The following is an 18,347-nucleotide window of genomic DNA, read 5'->3' on the forward strand; positions in this document are numbered from 1 at the left end:
CAAGGATGCGCGAAATTGAATTCATTTCGGACTTTTGCAAAAGCAGTCCCATGGCTCGCTGTCGTTTTAATGCAGGTGGGTTGCTCTACTGATCAGCAGATTCACCAGTTGAAAGCTGTTCCAGCGAAACCCGGCTCCGCTACATCGACCAGCGCGAAGGGTTCAACTGTCGACGATCCGAGCGTCTTTTTCGCAAAGGATGGGCATTTTTATACCGCTGGTTACGTCGCTTATCTGGCGGGGTATCACGACCTTGATAAGCTCCAGCGAATTTCGTGTTTCACTCAAACTCCCGATGAGGAGTTATGGAAACTCAACGCTGTGCCTGTCTCCATTTACGGCATTGCACCTGGGCTCTGGAGCTATCGACGTCAAGTCGTGAATGGACTTCATTCTTTGCACGGGGGCGACACAGCGGCGGTTGATGAGCGAAGGGCACGCCTGAAAAAAATGATTGAGGAGGCCGTCAAACCAGATTCTGGTGTTCCTGATTGGCAATTGGGTTTCTTGATTCACGCGTTTGGCGATAGTTATGCGCATGTGAAAGGAAAACCACCCGAGGCGTATGGGCCGGGTGTCGGGCATTTGTTTGACTCGCTCTTTGGTGATGATCCCGACGCGATTTTCATCAACCATCACTATGAAAAATACAACGCTTACGTGAACTCACTGTTTGCGGCGCTTTCCAGTGGCCACCCCGACTCAGCGCCAGACGAGGCGGCGCTTCAAACTTTTACCGGGGAAATCGCCAGACAGGCCGCCGAAGGTAATGATCCAGACAAAACAGTGACCATCACTATCAAGGGTGGGTCACCCACCTTCGATTGGGACAAGAACGATAAATTGTGCGAAAGCCTGAACACCCGAATTGCCAATAAAGACATTAATGACTTTCTCGAAAAGCTATCGAATGCGCTTTGACGCTAGTTGCAGGCCCCCAGCCATTTGATCGCGAGCTCTTTATTGGGTTGATCGTCCATCCTCGCCAGTTTGGCAGCGGTCGGGGCGACTTTTTCTTTGCAGTTGGCCTCGGCCAGAACCTGTGGGTTGAAGTTTCGCGCGACGTGTTGTGCGGCCAGGGCATTGTCGGGTCGCAGTTGTTGTTCTCAGTTACGATTTTTAATTTCGGGTTGCCTTGGTGAAATATTATGTATAAATTTTCATGAAATTATAAAAAGATAATTTCATGAGGCCGCGAATGTTCCAGCAATCCCAGCGCCATGTCGACAGCTACTACGCCCACAGCTGCGCCGAAATCCTCAGCGATCGTCCCGCATTGGCCGGTGACCACGACACCGACGTGGTCATCATCGGCGCCGGTTTCAGTGGGCTGCACACCGCGTTGCGTCTGGTGTTGGCCGGCAAACGGGTGACGTTGCTGGAAGCCAGCCGAGTGGCTTGGGCAGCGTCGGGGCGTAATGGCGGGCAGGCGATTCTGGGGTGGTCGTGTGACATGCCGCCGCTGGAGTCCGCGCTCGGTCATGAACGGGCAAAACGATTGTGGGAGGGCATGCGCTGGGCGGCTCGCGAATTGCGTGAGCTGCCGGGGCGGCATGCTTTCGATTGCGACTATCGTCCGGGGCATTTATGGACGTCGGTGATGCCGCGCCGGGTCAGTCTGCTGACCGAATGGCAACACGAAGCCAGCCAGAAATGGGGCCACGATGCGTTGCAGTTCATTCCACGCGAAGAGCTGCCGCAATGGCTGGCCAGCGAGCGCTATCAGGCAGGGCTTTATGACCCGGAAGGCGCGCACCTCAATCCACTGAAACTGGCGCTGGGTCTGGCGGCCGCCATCGAGCGAGCTGGCGGACGCATCTTTGAGCAGAGCAAGGCGCTGAGTTATCAGGAGGAGGGCGCAGGGTTTCGCGTCCACACCGAGCGCGGCTCGATCAAGGCTGACGTGCTGGTGCTCGCCTGCAATGCTTATCTCGATGAACTCGATCCACAACTCGCCAGCTGCATCTTGCCGGTGGGCACCTATCAAGTCGCCACCGCGCCGCTCACGTCGGAACAAGCCAGCGCACTGTTGCCAAGCAACGTCTGCGTGACCGACAACCAGTTCGTCCTCGATTACTTCCGCCGCACCCCGGATAACCGTTTGCTGTTTGGCGGCGGCTGCACTTACTTGGGCGGCATGCCCAAGGACATCGCGGCGGCAACCCGGCCGTTTCTCGAACGGGTGTTCCCGCAGCTAAAAGGCGTTGAGGTGGAATTTGCCTGGGGCGGCCACATCGATCTAACGATGAACCGCACGCCAGATGTTGGCGGTGAGGGCAATCGCTTTTGGCTGCAGGGCTACTCGGGGCACGGCGTGCTGCCGACATTGGCCGCTGCTCGCGCTGTGTCCGACGCAATTCTCGGCAATGCGGATGAGTTGGCGTTGTATCAGGGCCTGAGTAATGGCAGCTTTCCCGGCGGTAAATACCTCGCCGCGCCGCTCGAAGCCATCGGCAAAGCCTGGTATCGACTGCGAGACAGCATTTGATGAGCTATTTTTCGGAATCCCGGCCATGAACAAGCAAGAAGAAATCGCCGCGCTGGCGATCCTGATCCACGACCTGCGCAAGCACAAGAAATGCACCTTGAAGGAGCTGGCCGACAAGATCGGCCGTTCGGTGGGTTTTCTCTCGCAGGTCGAGCGTGGGCTGTCGCGGCCTACCGTGGCCGACCTGACGGCGATCAGCGAAACCTTTGGCGTGCCGACCACCTATTTCTACAGTTTGCCCAAAGCCAAGGAATTGCCGTGGGTCACCCGCCCGGACGAACGCCGCACGTTGTATTACGCCAACGGCATCACCGACATCCTGGTGTCACCGCAGATGCGCGCCTCGTTTTCCATGCTCGAAAGTCATCTGGAAGCGGGCGCCAGCAGCGGCGACAGGCACATCAGCGACAGCTCAGAGCAGGGCGGTTACGTGCTCGAAGGCGAACTGACCTTATGGCTGGGCGATGACGAAGAACCCGCCACATTGCGCGCCGGCGACAGCTTTCAATTCGACAGTCATACCCGTTGCCGCTACGGCAATCTCACCGACCAGCTCACCCGCGTGCTGTGGGTCTACACCTGATAACAATCAAAGGATGAACACGATGGACGCTGTCTGCGCTGACCTGCTGGCCGAAGTGCGTGCTTTTCGCCAACGCTACCCCGAGGTGCGTTATGTCGACCTGATTTCCCTGGACATTCCCGGGCACTTCTACGGCAAACGCTATCCGGTGGACATGCTCGAAAAAGTCGCCGCCGGCAGCGCCCTGAAACTGCCGCAAAACTGCGTGTTGCTGGGCGTGCAGGGCGGCTTGTTCAAGATCGGCGATTACTGCTTCAACGATGGCGACCCGGACGCCGTGCGTCGCCTGGTGCCCGGCACCCTGAAACCAGTGACATGGGAAGCACAGCCACTGGGGCAGATGCTGATCAGCTCCGACGGCACAGAAAAGCCCATCGAATTCGAACCCCGCGAAGTCCTCGCACAGGTGCTCAATCGACTGGCGCGCAAAGGCATTCACCCGGTCGTGGCCTTCGAGCTGGAGTTCTACCTGTTCGACAAAAAACTGCGCGACGGCTTGCCTCAATTCCCCCGCGACGACCTGACCGACGACGCCGATGACCAACCCAACATGCACATCGAGCGTCTGTCACGCTTTGCGCCGGTGCTCGATGAAATGGTCGAGGTCACGCGCACTCAAGGCATCGACGCCACAGTGATCACCGCAGAACTCGGTCCGGGCCAGTTCGAAATCAACTTCGGCCATCTCGACGACGGTTTGCGTGCAGCCGACTGGGCGGCGCTGTTCTGCCGCAGCACCCGAGGCGTTGCGCTGAAACACGGTTATCGCGCCAGTTTCATGGCCAAGCCGTACTTGCAACACCCGGGCAGTGGCATGCATGTGCACGTCAGTCTTTACGATGCGCAGGGCAACAATTTGCTGGCGGCCAATCAGCAACAGCCGCTGCGTCATGCGGTGGCGGGCTGTCTGGAGTTGTTGCCGCACAGCATGCCGATCTTCGCGCCGAATCAGAACGCCATGCGGCGTTTGGGTGGCACGGTGAACACGGCGACCAAGGCGAGTTGGGGTTTTGAAGATCGTGATGCGTGTTTGCGCATTCCCGAATCGGACGACAAGAACCTGCGCATTGAGTACCGACTGGCCGGGGCGGATGCCAATCCGTATCTGGTATTGGCGGCGATTCTGGTGGGGCTGGAGCATGGACTGGCGTCAGGCAAAGAGCCAATCGCACCGCTCAATGAAGATCGCAACAGCGGCATTGGTTTCCCGACGGAGATGTTCGAAGCGGTGAGGGCGATGCAGCATCAGCCGCAGTTGCGCGAGGGCCTGGGTGCGGAGTTTGTCGACGTGTATTGCGAGAACAAACGCCAGGATCACTTGGCGTTCATGCAGGAAATCAGTGCGCGGGAGTATCGCTGGTATCTGTAAACCTGGCATTCAGCGTACGGCGGCTGCGCTCGCGTGAGTCAGCCGCACGGACGCTCAAACGTGCAGCGTTATTTTATTTGCGCGGCTTCCTTACCGGCATTTCTATCCATGTAGAAGGAGCCGGCAGCGCCAGTACACATCAGCCCTAATGCTACGGGCATGAGGGGTTTCGGGAGGTGCCGCTTGGTCACCGGATTGAGGCCGAAAGCTGTTATGGCTGAGCCCAATAGCGACATGCTGCTGCACGACAGCGCTGCGAGTGAGTCCGCAGTGGCTTCTGGTGTTTTAGCGGCACTGTATTTTTGCCAGTCACCATGGACTGATTTCATGTTTGAGGCGACGTCGAGCGGTGGCAAATATTTGGTGAGGAGGGGAGTGGTAAATGACGCAAATCGTTTAAATTCACGCAAGTCAGCTATCTTGCCTTTCATGTTTCCCAATTCGTGCGCCAACGTACTTTCGATTGTTTGCACGGGAAATTCAGGCAGTGGATGAAAGGACTTGTAGGGCATGTTACGGAAGAGATTCTGGAACCCTTCGGCGGTGGTTTTTGGGTTGGACGTACCCGCAAGCGCTGACTCATACGCTGTATTCATTACCTTATAGAAATCGGGCGACTCCAATATCTTCGTATATTCTCTCTTGCCTATCGGCGTTAAGTACGGTTCTGCGAACAAAACGCCCCTCATTATCTTCATCCAGCCTGAATTATCGGCAATGTGTTGTTTCATCACATGCGTTGAGCCAGTGAGCAGTCTGTTCTTGACCGAGTCGTCCAGCAAGATTTCAGCCAGCCCGGCGCCGGCGCATACGCTGCTGATCACGTTGCTCAACGCGCCATGCGAAGAAGAAACTACCTCCGAAAAAGCCGATTCATCGAAGTGTCTCGAAGCGCTGACAAATTCCGCCTTAGAACTAAAGTAGTGAGTAATCAGAGGAGTCAGTTTGCTGAAAACCGGATAATTCGTGCCTGCCATTTCAACCATGACGCTACCCGCCAAGTGGAGGCACGTCATGCGTTTTTTGTTGGTGTCTGCTTCATCCAGGCCAACATACTCGCCCATGGGGCGACCGGGACTGCTGACTGGCTCCAGCTCGGGTGTTGATGCAACGTCGGAATCGGAATCGGAATCGGAATCGGAATCGTGCTCTGGCATGGTGTGGGCTCCCTGCACAATCGCTGACAACGCGTCAGCGAGAAGACTCGCCCTTAACAACGGGCATCCTTGTCTGATCGGAGCTTAAGCAATAGTTCATGAACAGCGATTACGCAATGAAAGGGCTGGAAGAGGACGGAGAATATGCTCATCAATGCCTGCTTCAGATAATTCCGCCTTCATTTCTCCAGAGCAATGCCTGATGACCTCGCGTTTCAACTCATTGGCACAGCGAATACAGCACTGGCCCGCGCCACTGTTCGCTCACCGACATGCAGGCTGACGGCGGCAAAGGCCAGTTGACGGCCTTTTTTGGAGTACTCAAGACGCACCTCCAGCCACTCATTGATTTGTACCGGGCCAAGATAATCCAGGGTCATGCTCGCCGTGATCAATGGCTGTGGAGGGTCGCTGGCAAACGCCATGGCGTAACCCATACCCACATCAGCCAACGTCGCCAGTACACCGCCATGCAAAGTGCCGCGACCATTGGCGTGTCGTGAGTCAGTCAACAATCCCAACTCCAACTGCAACCCTTTGCCCCTGGCGTAGATCGGGCCAAGCAAATCAAGCAACGGACTGCTGCGGGAAAACGGGGTGAAACCCTCGGGAATGGCTGTGGCGTTCATGCTCCCTCCTTGTGTCGGCGTCTGACCGTGGTTATTGATCTGAATACATCGATTCAACAAGGCGGGTTTATGGGGCATTGCGCAATGGGGCAAGGACTATACGAATGTGGAATTTGCAGCGATAACCTTGTGCTCTGAGGGGCTGCAATCGATTTCAAACCGAGACCGTGAGCGAGTAGGTGAACTTCCAGCCTCTAGTAATACTAGAAATCATCGATGCGTTTCGGGAGGCGGTCACCGTTCTCCGTGAACACTCATTCAGGCTTCCACAATTCATTCCTTTGCATCAAATCACTTACCCAGTCAGTGACTGCCCTGACGCGAGCGGACAAGTGCCGGGTATACGGATAGACCAGTGAAAGGGTAATCGACTCTAGCCTCCAATCCGGGAGAACCTCGGTCAATAGCCCCTGCTCAATAAGCGGCTGTGCTTCCGCCCTCGGTACAAAAGCGATTCCCAGTCCGGCAACCGTAGCGGCGGTATGGGCGCTACCGTTGTTGAAGTACATCGATACGGGTACATCCAGGCTGAATGATTTGTCACCACGAAACATAGTAGGCAGGTACCGTCGGTTGTTAGCCGAAAATCTGTAGCCCAAATTACGATGTTGGAATAAATCTTCCGGCGCTGAAAGGCTCGGGGCTTCTCGCAAATAGTCAGGAGAGGCACAGAGTGCCAGTTGAACTTGCCCGATGATCTTGCAGACCAGGTTTGGGTCCGTTACGACGCCACCCCTGATCGCGCAATCAATGCCTTCTTGTACCAGGTCCACTACCCGATCGCTACAGCCTATATCCAGATGAATATTGGGGTATTGCACGGTAAATTCGCGCAGTGCCGGAACGACTAACAGCAAGCCAACCCCCGCTGGCATTTCAATGTGTACCCGGCCACGCGCAGCGCTGCGGCTCAAAGAAACGGAGGCTTCCAGATCGTCGACATCTTCTAGAACGGCTCTGGCACGCAGGTAGTACGCGGCCCCTTCAGTAGTGGGGGAGACCTTTCGGGTGGTGCGGTGCAACAGCTTGATCCCCAGTAGTAACTCCAAGGTCTGGATTTGTCCCGAAACGGTCGTTTTCGCAAGCCCCAACGACTCGGCGGCACCGCCGAAGCTTCCTATCTCGACGATCCTGCAAAAGGCCCGCATTGCTTCCAGTCGATCCAGTGCCATTGTCCGAATTCTCGTAATATAAAAACGATTTTAGCTAGATTATCTCGTGTTTCCGTTCAAGTAAACTGCGCAGCCTTGATAGGTGGTCCTTACATGGCAGGCCTATACATCAACTAGCTATGTTCAATGTTGTCTGGAAAAAGTTTATGAACAGTGTTCTGAAATTGTTTGCTATTGCGTCTTTGGTAGTGGCCCCTGTCGCGAGTTTTGCTGCTGATGGTGCGGAGGCGCTTCAACGGCACCATGAACGTAACAAACAACGGTTTAACGAGATTGAAATGCGGGTACAGAGTAAAAAAGCTATTGAAACAGATAAACCTGTTGTTTCTCAGGAGGAGAATAAATCGTCAGGCGAGGTGGAAGAAGCTAATGCACGCGCTGCTAAAGAGGCAGGCTGATATCGGCTTGTTTAGTCGGTAGCTTCTGGCGAATTTACCAATATTGAATTCAATGTATTAATTGGCAGGACACTTATGAGTCATCAGGTTCGAAAAGCACTTATTGTTGTCACTCACCCTGTTCCAGGTTCCCTCAGCCATGTTATTGCCGATCGTATCAGCGAAGACCTTGTCGGGCGGGACATCGAAGTAGAGATCGCGGACCTTCATGCGGAAGGCTTTTCGCCCGAAATGACTGCGGCGGATGTAATGCTCTACCGCGGCGTCGGTGAAGTTGCCCCTGAGATCGCGCGTGAACAGGCGAGGGTTGATCAGGCTGACATGCTCGTGTTCGTTTTTCCCGTTTATTGGTGGTCTGTCCCCTCGATGCTCAAGGGATGGTTCGAGCGCGTATTTAACGGAGGATGGGCTTATAGCGTCGATGAGAAGGGGCGGGTTATTGGCACCATGCGCGACATTCCCGTGCTGCTTGTCGCAACGGCAGCCGGCAATGAGAGTGGCTATGAACGCCATGGCTATGCACAGGCGATTCAGAATCAGATCGTGGAAGGGATCTTCGGATATATCGGCATGAAAAATACGCAGATCGCCTATTTCTATGACGCGGACAACGCCACGAACGAGCGGATTGAACAGTTCGTTGAAGCCGCAACCCCGCAATTGGAAAAAGAGCAGCTTCTGTCCACGGTGTGACGGTCAAAACCGCCACAAGGCATCGGCTCATCGTAAAGGAGATAGCGTGGAAAAAGTATTGATCCTGGGCGCGACCGGCAATATCGGCGCCCTTGCAGCAGACCGGCTCGTTCGTGAGAACGTAAGTCTGCGCCTCGTGTCCAGCCGCGAAAGCGGCGTCAAGTCGCTCCGTGAACGTTTTCCCAGTGCTGAGGTTCAGCAAGCGGATTGGTATGACCCCGCGAGCCTGAAAGCGGCGATGCGAGGCGTGGATCGGCTGTTCATCGTCACGCCAGACTTTGTGACGGACGAAACGGTGGTGACACCTAACATTATCGATGCTGTCCGGGAGGCGGGCAGCGTTTCGCAGATCGTGCGCCTGACCGCGATGCCACCCGGTTTAAAGGCGACAGATATTTCCAGGGAAGTGCTGGCAACCCGCTGCGGTGCAGCCCAGCATATGGTTGCCAAGCCGCTTCTGGAGGCAAGCGGATTGCCGATCACCTATCTTAATGTCGCTTGCTGGATCATGTTCAACTTGTCCTGGTACCTGGCGGAACCGGTCAAGACACAACAGCAGCTTCTTATGCCGGCTGTCACCGATGCACGCCGCCGTTGGGTGTCCGAGGAAGATATCGCTGATGTTATCGCCAGAATACTCACGGACACACCGGAGGAGCATATTGGGCAAGACTACCTGATGACCGGTGCGGAGCAATTCGATTACCAGGATGTTGCGCAATTACTCAGCGATGTGACCGGCAAGACAATCACTTATGTTGACGATGATTCAATGTTAAAGACTTCGATGGGTGACTATTTCGACGCACTGATGACTTACTACACCCACGAGTCGCGCGATTATCTGTCGGTACCGGCCAGCGATGCGAAGTTGAAGATTTTGGGAGTACGTCAGACTACGCTGGCGGAATACTTGGCTCAGAATATTGCGATGTTTATCTGATACGTCTGCGGGCGTATCTGATTGAAGCGTCATAACTTGATTCTGGATTAGTAGCTTTTGGCCGAAAATGGCCCCGCGATGAATGTCAGCTAAATAGCCGAAAGCGGCCGCCCGCGAAAAGCAGCTTTTGGACAAAGGAGGGCAGTGAACAATCACGTTCAGCCGCTTTCGCAGACGGAAAAAACTAATCCTCGCTTAATACTCATGCGTTTATATCCCGCGCATCCAACGTCTCGCGCACGGCATTCGCGGGCCTGTGTTCAATCGATTGTTCGCGCCAGATCTGACGGCTACACTCCAACCCCATGAAACGCTATCTGCGGTTTTGCCTCATTTTCGTCATTAGCCTGGCGCTTCCCCTCAGCGGGATGGCGGGGGTGCAGGCGCCGACAGAACCGTGCCCGATGAAGACGATGGGCATGGCGATGATGGACGACATGGGCATGGATTGTTGCAATGACATGAAAAGTCCGACCGAGCACGGCAAACCCTGCAAACCAGGCCAGGAGTGCAAGACGGGAGGCATGCTGCAAGTGTCGATCGTCAAGCCGCCCGTGACCTTGTTCAGCCCCGTTGTGCTGGCCCTTGCCAGCGATTCCGTTGCTGTGCCGACCCTGTCCGGGGTCTGGCGACCGCCTCGCATCTGATTCCTGTCCGTTATTGAACCTCATCCTGTTTTAACGGGATGGCATGGCTGTGCGCATCTCTTTTGATGCGCTCAGCGGATCATCACAGGAATCGCAAACATGAACTCCAAGTGCTTTTGCACAGGCTGGTCCCTCGTGGCCGGCCTGGCGGCAAGCGTACTGGCCTTGCCGAGCTTCGCTGCCGCGCTGACGCTCGACGAAGCCTTGCGGCTGGCCGAAAACACCGCGCCGTCGCTGGCGGCACAGGATGCAAAGATTCAGGCGGCCAGCAGTGCGGCTATTCCAGCGGGTGAATTGCCCGACCCGAAGCTGCTCGCAGGCTTGCAGAACTATCCCATCGGCGGCCCGGATCGCTGGAGCGTCAACGACGACTTCATGACCATGCAAATGGTCGGCGTCAGGCAAGACATGCTCAATGGTGACAAACGCAAGGCGCGTATCGAGGTGGCCAACGCCGCTGTTGATCGCGCTGCTGCGGAGCGTCAGGTCGAACGGCTGAACGTTCGTCAGGCCACGGCGTTGGCGTGGATCAGCAGCTATTCGGTGGAACGCAAAGACGCGCTGTTCCAGGACTTCTACAAGGAGAACCGCCTGCTCAGCGACACCGTCCGCGCACAGATTGCCGGCGGTCGCGCACAACCGGCCGATGCCGTGACACCCAAGCAGGAAGCGGCGCAACTGGCCGAGCAGCAGGACGACCTGATTCGTCAGCGGGCGCAAGCGCGTGCGGCGCTGAAACGCTGGATCGGTCCCGCCGCCAACGAAACACCAGTGGGTAGTCTGCCGCAGTGGCCGGTCGATAACTCAGGCCTGCCGCATAAGCTGCAACACCATCCCGAACTGGCCGCGTATGGGCCGATGACCCGCGAAGCGCAAGCCCGGGTTCGCGAAGCGCAAGCGGAAAAGAAACCCGATTGGAGTTGGGAAGTCGATTATCAGCACCGCGACCGGCAGTTCGGCGACATGGTCAGCGTGCAACTTTCCTGGGATCTACCGCTGTTTGCGCAGACCCGGCAAAACCCGAAAATTGCCGCCAGAGAAGCGCAAGTCAATCAACTCGAGTCCGAGCGCGAAGCCTTGTCCCGCGAGCACACCCAGCAACTGGAGAGCGAACTGGCTGACTATGAGCGGCTTGATCGTGCGGTCCAGCGCAATGCGCAAAGTCTGCTGCCGCTGGCCAAAGAGAAAGTCGACCTCAGCATGGCCAGTTACCGTGCCGGTAAAAGCGATTTGAATACCGTTGTCGCGGCCCGACGTGAACTCATCGAGGCGCGCCTCAAACAGGTCGACGTCGAGGAACAGCGAGCGCTGATCGGTGCGCGACTCTATTTTGCGTACGGGGAGGCCCGCCAATGAACCTTAAATGGAGCGGGGCATTGCTGGCAGGCGTTTCAATGGTCGTGGGACTTGCCGGCGGCTACTGGTTTGCACCTCAGCGCATCAGCGAGACGCCGGGCGCTGCGCCTGAGCAAAGCGCCAAGACATCGGATGAACGCAAGGCGCTGTATTGGTATGACCCGATGTACCCGCAACAAAAGTTCGATAAACCGGGGAAATCGCCGTTCATGGACATGCAACTGGTTGCGCAATACGCCAGTGGCAGCAACGATCAAGCGACGGTCAGCATCGATCCCGGCGTGGCTCAGAATCTCGGTCTGCGCTCGGCGACGGTGAACCGAGGGGTGGTTGAGTCCAGCCTTGATGTGACCGGTATCCTCGCCTTCAACGAGCGCGATGTCGCGGTCATTCAGGCTCGCACTCCAGGTTTTGTCGAGCGGGTTTACGCGCATGCCCCCGGTGATGTGCTCAAAGCCAACGCGGCGTTGGCGGATATTCTGGTGCCAGAGTGGGCGGCGGCGCAGACCGAATTTCTCGCCCTCAAAGGCAATGGTGATCGCGACTTGCTCGCGGCTGCCCGCCAGCGTTTACGCCTCACGGGAATGCCGCCGGCATTGATTGCGCAGGTCGAGCGTAGCGGTAAGGTCCAGCCTTATCTGACGCTGACCAGCCCGATTGGTGGCGTGCTGCAAGAGCTTGACCTGCGGATCGGCATGACCGTCGCGGCGGGCGAGACGCTGGCGCGTGTCAATGGTTTGAGCAGTGTCTGGCTGGCGGTGGCGGTGCCTGAATCGGTGGCCGGCGCCGTCGCCGTGGGGCAAACGGTCGAGGCGCAGTTCCCGGCCTTCCCGGGGACCAGGGTCAACGGCACCGTCAGCACGATTCTGGCGGACACCAACCCGGACAGCCGCACCCTGCGCGTGCGGGTCGAACTGCTCAATCCCGACGGGCGCCTCAGGCCCGGTCTGACGGCGCAAGTACGCTTGAACCGTGCAACCGGTCAGAGTGTGTTGTGGGTGCCGAGCGAGGCGGTGATTCGCACAGGCAAGCGCGCCTTGGTGATGCTTGCCGAAGACGCAGGCCGCTATCGCCCGGTGGCGGTGCAAACGGGGCAGGACAGCGATGGCAAAACCGTCATCGTCAGCGGTCTGGAGGAAGGCCAGAAAGTCATCACGTCCGGGCAGTTCCTGCTTGACTCGGAAGCCAGTCTCAAAGGCATCGTCGCCGGTCCAAATGATCAGCAGTCGGGAGGTCAGCCATGATCGCTGCGGTCATTCGCTGGTCCGTTGCCAACCGTTTTCTGGTGTTGCTGGCGACATTGTTCGTCACCGCCTGGGGGACATGGTCGGTACAGAACACGCCCATCGATGCGTTGCCCGATCTCTCGGACGTGCAAGTCATCATCCGCACGCCCTATGCGGGACAAGCTCCGCAAATTGTCGAGAATCAGGTGACCTACCCGTTGGCCACCACCATGCTCTCGGTGCCGGGGGCGAAAACAGTGCGCGGTTACTCATTCTTCGGTGACAGCTTTGTCTATGTGCTGTTTGAGGATGGGACCGACCTGTACTGGGCTCGTTCACGGGTGTTGGAGTACCTGAGCCAGATCCAGAGCCGCTTGCCGGCGAGCGCCAAACCGGCATTGGGTCCGGATGCGACGGGGGTAGGCTGGATTTATCAGTACGCACTGGTTGATCGCACCGGCGGCCACGACTTGGCACAGCTGCGCGCATTGCAGGACTGGTTCCTCAAGTTCGAACTGAAGACGCTGCCGAATGTGGCGGAAGTGGCGACGGTCGGTGGCATGGTCAAGCAATATCAGGTGCAGCTTGATCCGGCGAAACTGGCCAATCTCGGTGTCACTCAGACGCAAGTGACCGAGGCCATCGGCAAGGCCAATCAGGAAACCGGCGGCGCCGTGTTGGAGATGGCCGAGACCGAGTTCATCGTGCGTGCCTCCGGTTACCTGAAATCGCTCGATGATTTCCGGGCTATCCCGCTCAAGCTCGGCGCGGGCGGCGTACCCGTGACGCTAGGCGATGTCGCGACGATCCAGCTGGGCCCGGAAATGCGCCGCGGTATCAGCGAACTCGACGGCGAAGGCGAGGCCGTCGGTGGTGTGGTGATCCTGCGCAGCGGCAAAAATGCCCGGGAAACCATTGCCGCAGTGAAAAGCAAACTCGATGAACTGAAAAGCAGCCTGCCGCCCGGCGTGGAAATCATCACCACCTACGACCGCAGCAAGCTGATCGACCGTGCGGTGGAGAACCTCAGCCACAAGCTGCTCGAAGAATTCATCGTCGTCGCGTTGGTGTGCGGGATCTTTCTGTGGCATTTGCGCTCATCGTTGGTGGCAATCATCTCCCTGCCCGTCGGGGTGTTGATGGCCTTCATCGTCATGCGTTATCAGGGCCTCAACGCCAACATCATGTCCCTGGGCGGGATCGCCATTGCCATCGGCGCGATGGTCGATGCTGCCGTGGTGATGATCGAGAACGCCCACAAAAAAATCGAAGCGTGGCATGCGGCGCATCCCGGCGAGGAGCTGAAGGGCGAGCGACATTGGCAAGTAATGACCGAAGCCGCGGCCGAAGTCGGCCCCGCGCTGTTCTTCTGTCTGTTGATCATCACGCTGTCGTTCATCCCGGTGTTCACGCTGGAGGCGCAGGAGGGCAGGTTGTTCGGGCCGTTGGCGTTTACCAAAACCTACGCCATGGCTGCGGCGGCGGGGCTGTCGGTGACGCTGGTGCCGGTGCTGATGGGTTACTGGATTCGCGGGCGTATTCCCGGTGAACAACAGAACCCGTTGAACCGCTGGTTGATCCGGGTTTACCAACCGGCACTGGACGCGGTGTTGCGGCGCCCCAAGATCACCTTGATGGTCGCGTTGTTGGTGTTCGTCAGTGCGTTATGGCCCCTCTCGCGTCTGGGTGGCGAGTTTCTCCCGCCACTGGACGAGGGCGATCTGCTTTACATGCCGTCTGCCTTGCCCGGGCTATCGGCGCAGAAGGCCGCGCAACTGCTGCAACTGACCGATCGACTGATCAAGACCGTGCCCGAGGTGGCGCACGTCTTCGGTAAGGCCGGTCGAGCCGAAACCGCGACAGACCCGGCGCCACTGGAGATGTTCGAAACCACCATTTCATTCAAGCCCCATGAACAATGGCGACCGGGAATGACCCAGGAAAAACTGGTGGAAGAACTCGACCGCGTGGTGCGCGTGCCGGGCCTGACCAACATTTGGATTCCGCCGATTCGTAACCGCATCGACATGTTGGCGACCGGTATCAAAAGTCCCATCGGTGTAAAGGTCGCCGGTAGCAATTTGACGGAAATCGATGCGGTCACCCAAGCGGTCGAGCGCGTCGCGAAAAACGTCTCCGGCGTCAGCTCCGCACTGGCCGAACGCCTGACCGGCGGGCGCTACATCGACGTCGATATCGACCGCAAGGCAGCGGCCCGCTACGGCTTGAACATCGCCGATGTGCAGTCCATCGTCGCCGGCGCCATCGGTGGTGAAAACGTCGGGGAAACCATTGAAGGACTCGCCCGATTCCCGATCAACGTGCGTTATCCACGTGAGTGGCGCGACTCACCGGGCGCTCTGGAACAGCTGCCGATCTACACCGCGTCAGGCAACCAGATCACCCTCGGCACGGTGGCCAACATCAACATCACCGACGGTCCGCCGATGCTCAAGAGCGAGAACGCGCGGCCCTCGGGCTGGGTGTACATCGACGTGCGCGGACGGGACATCGCCTCGGTGGTCGCCGACCTGCGCCGGGTGGTCAACGAACAGGTCAAATTGCAGCCCGGCATGAGCCTGAGCTACTCGGGCCAGTTCGAGTTTCTCGAAAGGGCCAACGCACGGCTGAAACTGCTGGTGCCGGCGACGCTGCTGATCATCTTCGTCCTGCTTTACCTGACGTTCAGCCGGTTCGATGAAGCGCTGCTGATCATGGCCACGCTGCCGTTCGCACTGACGGGAGGCGCATGGTTCCTCTACCTGCTGGGGTTCAATCTGTCGGTCGCCACCGGCGTCGGCTTCATCGCCCTGGCCGGCGTTTCCGCCGAGTTCGGCGTGATCATGCTGCTCTACCTGAAAAACGCCTGGGCCGAACGCACAGAACTCGGCGACAACTCCGAGCGAGCGCTGGTCGCAGCTATTCGCGAAGGCGCCGTGCAGCGCGTACGCCCCAAAGCCATGACCGTGGCCGTGATCATCGCCGGCCTGCTGCCCATCCTGTTGGGCAGCGGCACGGGCAGCGAAGTGATGAGCCGCATTGCCGCGCCGATGGTCGGCGGAATGGTCACGGCGCCGCTGCTTTCGTTGTTTGTCATTCCGGCGGCGTATCGGTTGATGCGTCGGCGCAATCTTTCTGCTGAACCCGTTACCGTTGAAGGAAAAATTGTATGAAACCGAGTTTGATTGTTGTCGCTGGAATAGCGGGTGTGCTGTCGTTTGCTGCGTGGGCGGAGGACATGCCGGGAATGAAAATGGAGGGAATGGCGCCACAATTGAAGCAGGCGCCCGTTGCAAATGCTGAGGGCACGATCAAGGCGATTGATCCTGCCGGGCATACAGTGACGCTTGCCCATGGCGCGGTCCCGGCATTGCAATGGCCGCCGATGACTATGGGGTTTTCCGTGACCGAGGAGCAGTTGGCCGGGTTGGCGGTTGGCGATCGGGTGTCGTTTTCTTTCCGGATGGAGGAGGGGAAGGCGACGATTGTTTCTATGAAGAAGTAAGGGCAGGGCTGTGAGTTGCCGGCATGGGTGACTGTGCCGGTTTTGGCTGTTGTTGAGTTAGGATTTAGCCGTGCGTCAGAGGTGCAGCATGATGCGGCAATTTCACTTTTTTTCAGAAAACGGAGTCTCCTGCATGGAAGTCATCAATCATTTGCAGCCCGAAGCGTGTGCAGGCATGGAGGACATCCGACGTGAAATCGATGCCCTCGATCAGGCTGTTATCAATCTGTTGGGCAAGCGTTTTCAATACGTCCTCGCTGCCTCGAAGTTCAAGACCTCGGCGACTTCAGTGCGAGCGCCGGAGCGCTTCAAGGCCATGCTGGCAACACGACGCACGTGGGCAGAGGTCGAGGGCTTGAATCCGGATGCAATCGAGAAAATGTACAACGACCTGGTGAACCACTTCATTGCAGAAGAGATGAAACACTGGGCGGCTAGTCAATCTGAGACTTGAGGCTTGTGTTCGGGGTGTCTGCTTGACGGGTGGGTTTCGGCCAGTCATGACAGGTAAACGGCCAAGATCCGCCAGTCGACGTCCCTTAAATAAGCGCTAAGCAAGGTAAATTTCGCGATGAAAAGCTGGATAGTTAATACGAAAATTAATGCACTGTTAGGGGCTAGTTCTCAAAAATTTGATGGCGTGAAGGTCAGGCGGATCCTTATAGAATACTGCGACAGGTATCAAAAGATTTATCCTTTTGAAATTCTGGAAGAGCCACTTGAATTTCTGAAAAACAATGTAGATTCAGATAGTAAATATAGGGAGATGCGAGCGCTGCTTAGGGTTGCCGCTGAAGAATACTGCATTAGTTTAAACGAGATAGCCGATGCTCTTCTTGACCTGATAGACATTCGTGTCCTTACTACGGACCAAGCAAAAAAAATTATTAACCACGTTTTCGAAGCTTTTTCCTGCAATGAAAGCCCCGAAGATTTCATCCCAAGAGAGGATGCCTATTTGTGCAAAAATCTATTTGCGATTACCTCCGGCTAGCAAATGGTTGAAACCTCTAGCCTTGCTCACAATGACGGGCCCGATTGGCGTGACTAGATACTCGCCTCGGGACATTTTTGGGGCTTTGATGACTGGCCGCTTTTGGCCGATAGCAGCCACTCAACTATCCAACGACATCGGCTTGTCACCCCCAGGAGGCAAGCCAAACACCCTCCGTATCCCATTAAGAAACGCCCCATAAGGTCGCCCCAAAAACAACATCATCAACGCGGCGCCCAGCGTGCCACGCACCAGTCCGACTCCCGACGCACCACTGAAGGCAATGATCGCTGCATAGATAGGCACCTGGAAACTGACGAGAGCAATGCTGTCCCACAGCAACCTTGAGGCCCGACCTTGACTGGCTCTTCTCATTAACCAATCCCGCCATATGCCGTAAGGTCTCGCGACCGGAATCATCAGGGCTGCGCCCAAGAGGCGAGCATGCAGGACCTGGTCCCACGTCATGCCAGCAATGAAACGTTCATTGATGATGCCGGTGGTCGTGAAAAACAGGATCAGCGCTGTGGTATCTGCAAAGAACGCAGTCCAACGCTTTGGCTGTTGCGGGCGTTGCAGCAAAACACATCTCCTGTCATGAGCTTGCAGACACGTGGTTGTCCCGTGCTGAGCTATTGATTCAACATAGCCGTCGGTTGCAGCGCTGAACAAATAGCGGCGAATGTCGTTGATGTTTTATCGCAGACAACGCAATAGCGCGAATGACTTCAGGAGAGAACCATCAAGACCTTATCAATTGTGCGGCCCAGTGGTGGGCGAATCGCTTCAGGGGAGAAGACCCTCGAAATTCGCCGCTGGCATCCTGATCTGGATCCTGGCGAAGACCTTTTGATCGTTGAAAACGGGCGCTTTCTACACACCGAGGGTGACGAAGACGCCGACGGCGTGGCTGTCGCCATCGTGCGGGTAAAAGCTGTTCGCCCGTTTGTCCTCGCGGACATGCAAGCGGCCTGTGCGAATTACTTTGAAGAGGGTTGGCTCGCTTGGGAGTTGAGTCATGTAAGGCCGATCACCCACCCTGTGAACGTCCGCGCCGCGCGCGGTATCTACGAGGTCGACTTCGTGCCTGCCGATAAAGCTTGATCATCAAGCGAGACGAGTGTGGCTATTGGCCGACAGCCGCCCGGATAAAAACACACTTTTTCACAAAGCCCTCCCAGCCACCA

General features: G+C 57.0%; 19 protein-coding genes. 15 read left to right on the top strand and 4 right to left on the bottom strand.

From position 1 onward, the window contains the following. Nucleotides 1-15 precede the first annotated feature (15 nt). The 4 genes from JFT86_RS20710 to JFT86_RS20725 all read left to right on the top strand — a co-directional run bounded on the left by JFT86_RS20710 (nt 16) and on the right by JFT86_RS20725 (nt 4,440). Nucleotides 16-921, top strand: coding sequence for a hypothetical protein (locus JFT86_RS20710; RefSeq protein ID WP_201238124.1), 906 nt, complete (start codon nt 16-18; stop codon nt 919-921). Between the two features lie 277 nt (nt 922-1,198). After that, a complete protein-coding gene (locus JFT86_RS20715; RefSeq protein ID WP_201238125.1) occupies nt 1,199-2,488 on the top strand; it encodes an FAD-binding oxidoreductase in 1,290 nt (429 codons plus the stop codon). A gap of 25 nt (nt 2,489-2,513) precedes the next feature. Further along, nucleotides 2,514-3,071 carry a cupin domain-containing protein gene (locus JFT86_RS20720; RefSeq protein ID WP_201238126.1) on the top strand — a complete coding sequence of 186 codons (558 nt, stop codon included), beginning with the start codon at nt 2,514-2,516 and terminating at the stop codon, nt 3,069-3,071. 22 nt (nt 3,072-3,093) lie between these two features. Next, on the top strand, nt 3,094-4,440 hold the full coding sequence (locus JFT86_RS20725) for a glutamine synthetase family protein (protein WP_201238127.1): 1,347 nt from the start codon (nt 3,094-3,096) through the stop codon (nt 4,438-4,440). A 68-nt stretch (nt 4,441-4,508) separates the two neighbouring features. On the opposite strand, the gene JFT86_RS20730 is transcribed toward JFT86_RS20725, so the two are convergent. From JFT86_RS20730 to JFT86_RS20740, 3 genes are all read right to left on the bottom strand, one after another. Continuing rightward, entirely contained in the window at nt 4,509-5,597 is a 1,089-nt protein-coding gene (locus JFT86_RS20730) for a hypothetical protein (RefSeq protein WP_201233374.1), read from the bottom strand. 215 nt (nt 5,598-5,812) lie between these two features. Further along, nucleotides 5,813-6,226 (bottom strand): PaaI family thioesterase, encoded by a 414-nt coding sequence (locus tag JFT86_RS20735; RefSeq protein WP_201238128.1) that lies wholly within the window; start codon nt 6,224-6,226, stop codon nt 5,813-5,815. A gap of 254 nt (nt 6,227-6,480) precedes the next feature. Next, nucleotides 6,481-7,398, bottom strand: coding sequence for a LysR substrate-binding domain-containing protein (locus JFT86_RS20740; RefSeq protein WP_201238129.1), 918 nt, complete (start codon nt 7,396-7,398; stop codon nt 6,481-6,483). 146 nt (nt 7,399-7,544) lie between these two features. Between JFT86_RS20740 and JFT86_RS20745 the strand changes: the two genes are divergently transcribed. The 10 genes from JFT86_RS20745 to JFT86_RS20790 all read left to right on the top strand — a co-directional run bounded on the left by JFT86_RS20745 (nt 7,545) and on the right by JFT86_RS20790 (nt 17,160). Continuing rightward, complete coding sequence (locus tag JFT86_RS20745; protein ID WP_201238130.1) at nt 7,545-7,796, top strand: hypothetical protein; 252 nt, start codon at nt 7,545-7,547, stop codon at nt 7,794-7,796. A 75-nt stretch (nt 7,797-7,871) separates the two neighbouring features. Continuing rightward, complete coding sequence (locus tag JFT86_RS20750; protein WP_201238131.1) at nt 7,872-8,489, top strand: NAD(P)H-dependent oxidoreductase; 618 nt, start codon at nt 7,872-7,874, stop codon at nt 8,487-8,489. Between the two features lie 46 nt (nt 8,490-8,535). Further along, nucleotides 8,536-9,432 (top strand): NmrA family NAD(P)-binding protein, encoded by an 897-nt coding sequence (locus JFT86_RS20755; protein WP_201238132.1) that lies wholly within the window; start codon nt 8,536-8,538, stop codon nt 9,430-9,432. A gap of 305 nt (nt 9,433-9,737) precedes the next feature. Next, nucleotides 9,738-10,079, top strand: coding sequence for a hypothetical protein (locus JFT86_RS20760; protein WP_201233375.1), 342 nt, complete (start codon nt 9,738-9,740; stop codon nt 10,077-10,079). Between the two features lie 99 nt (nt 10,080-10,178). Then, nucleotides 10,179-11,435 carry a TolC family protein gene (locus tag JFT86_RS20765; RefSeq protein WP_201233376.1) on the top strand — a complete coding sequence of 419 codons (1,257 nt, stop codon included), beginning with the start codon at nt 10,179-10,181 and terminating at the stop codon, nt 11,433-11,435. After that, the gene (locus JFT86_RS20770) at nt 11,432-12,679 is read left to right on the top strand and encodes an efflux RND transporter periplasmic adaptor subunit (protein ID WP_201233377.1); all 1,248 of its coding nucleotides are present in this window, start codon (nt 11,432-11,434) and stop codon (nt 12,677-12,679) included. The genes JFT86_RS20765 and JFT86_RS20770 overlap by 4 nt, the downstream gene beginning before the upstream one ends. Further along, a complete protein-coding gene (locus JFT86_RS20775) occupies nt 12,676-15,834 on the top strand; it encodes an efflux RND transporter permease subunit (protein WP_201233378.1) in 3,159 nt (1,052 codons plus the stop codon). Before JFT86_RS20770 ends, JFT86_RS20775 begins: the two co-directional genes overlap by 4 nt. Then, entirely contained in the window at nt 15,831-16,166 is a 336-nt protein-coding gene (locus tag JFT86_RS20780) for a copper-binding protein (protein ID WP_201233379.1), read from the top strand. The genes JFT86_RS20775 and JFT86_RS20780 overlap by 4 nt, the downstream gene beginning before the upstream one ends. Before the next feature lie 133 nt (nt 16,167-16,299). Beyond that, nucleotides 16,300-16,620 (top strand): isochorismate lyase, encoded by a 321-nt coding sequence (locus JFT86_RS20785; RefSeq protein ID WP_201233380.1) that lies wholly within the window; start codon nt 16,300-16,302, stop codon nt 16,618-16,620. A 117-nt stretch (nt 16,621-16,737) separates the two neighbouring features. Continuing rightward, a complete protein-coding gene (locus JFT86_RS20790; RefSeq protein WP_201238133.1) occupies nt 16,738-17,160 on the top strand; it encodes a hypothetical protein in 423 nt (140 codons plus the stop codon). A 120-nt stretch (nt 17,161-17,280) separates the two neighbouring features. Here JFT86_RS20790 and alaE read toward each other — a convergent pair whose 3' ends face one another. Beyond that, nucleotides 17,281-17,742 carry an L-alanine exporter AlaE gene (alaE, locus tag JFT86_RS20795; protein WP_201238134.1) on the bottom strand — a complete coding sequence of 154 codons (462 nt, stop codon included), beginning with the start codon at nt 17,740-17,742 and terminating at the stop codon, nt 17,281-17,283. 177 nt (nt 17,743-17,919) lie between these two features. On the opposite strand from alaE, the gene JFT86_RS20800 reads away from it, so the two are divergent. Next, nucleotides 17,920-18,264 carry an ASCH domain-containing protein gene (locus tag JFT86_RS20800; RefSeq protein ID WP_347340316.1) on the top strand — a complete coding sequence of 115 codons (345 nt, stop codon included), beginning with the start codon at nt 17,920-17,922 and terminating at the stop codon, nt 18,262-18,264. Nucleotides 18,265-18,347 lie beyond the last annotated feature (83 nt).

It is taken from the genome of Pseudomonas sp. TH06, from assembly GCF_016651305.1.
Lineage (GTDB): Bacteria > Pseudomonadota > Gammaproteobacteria > Pseudomonadales > Pseudomonadaceae > Aquipseudomonas.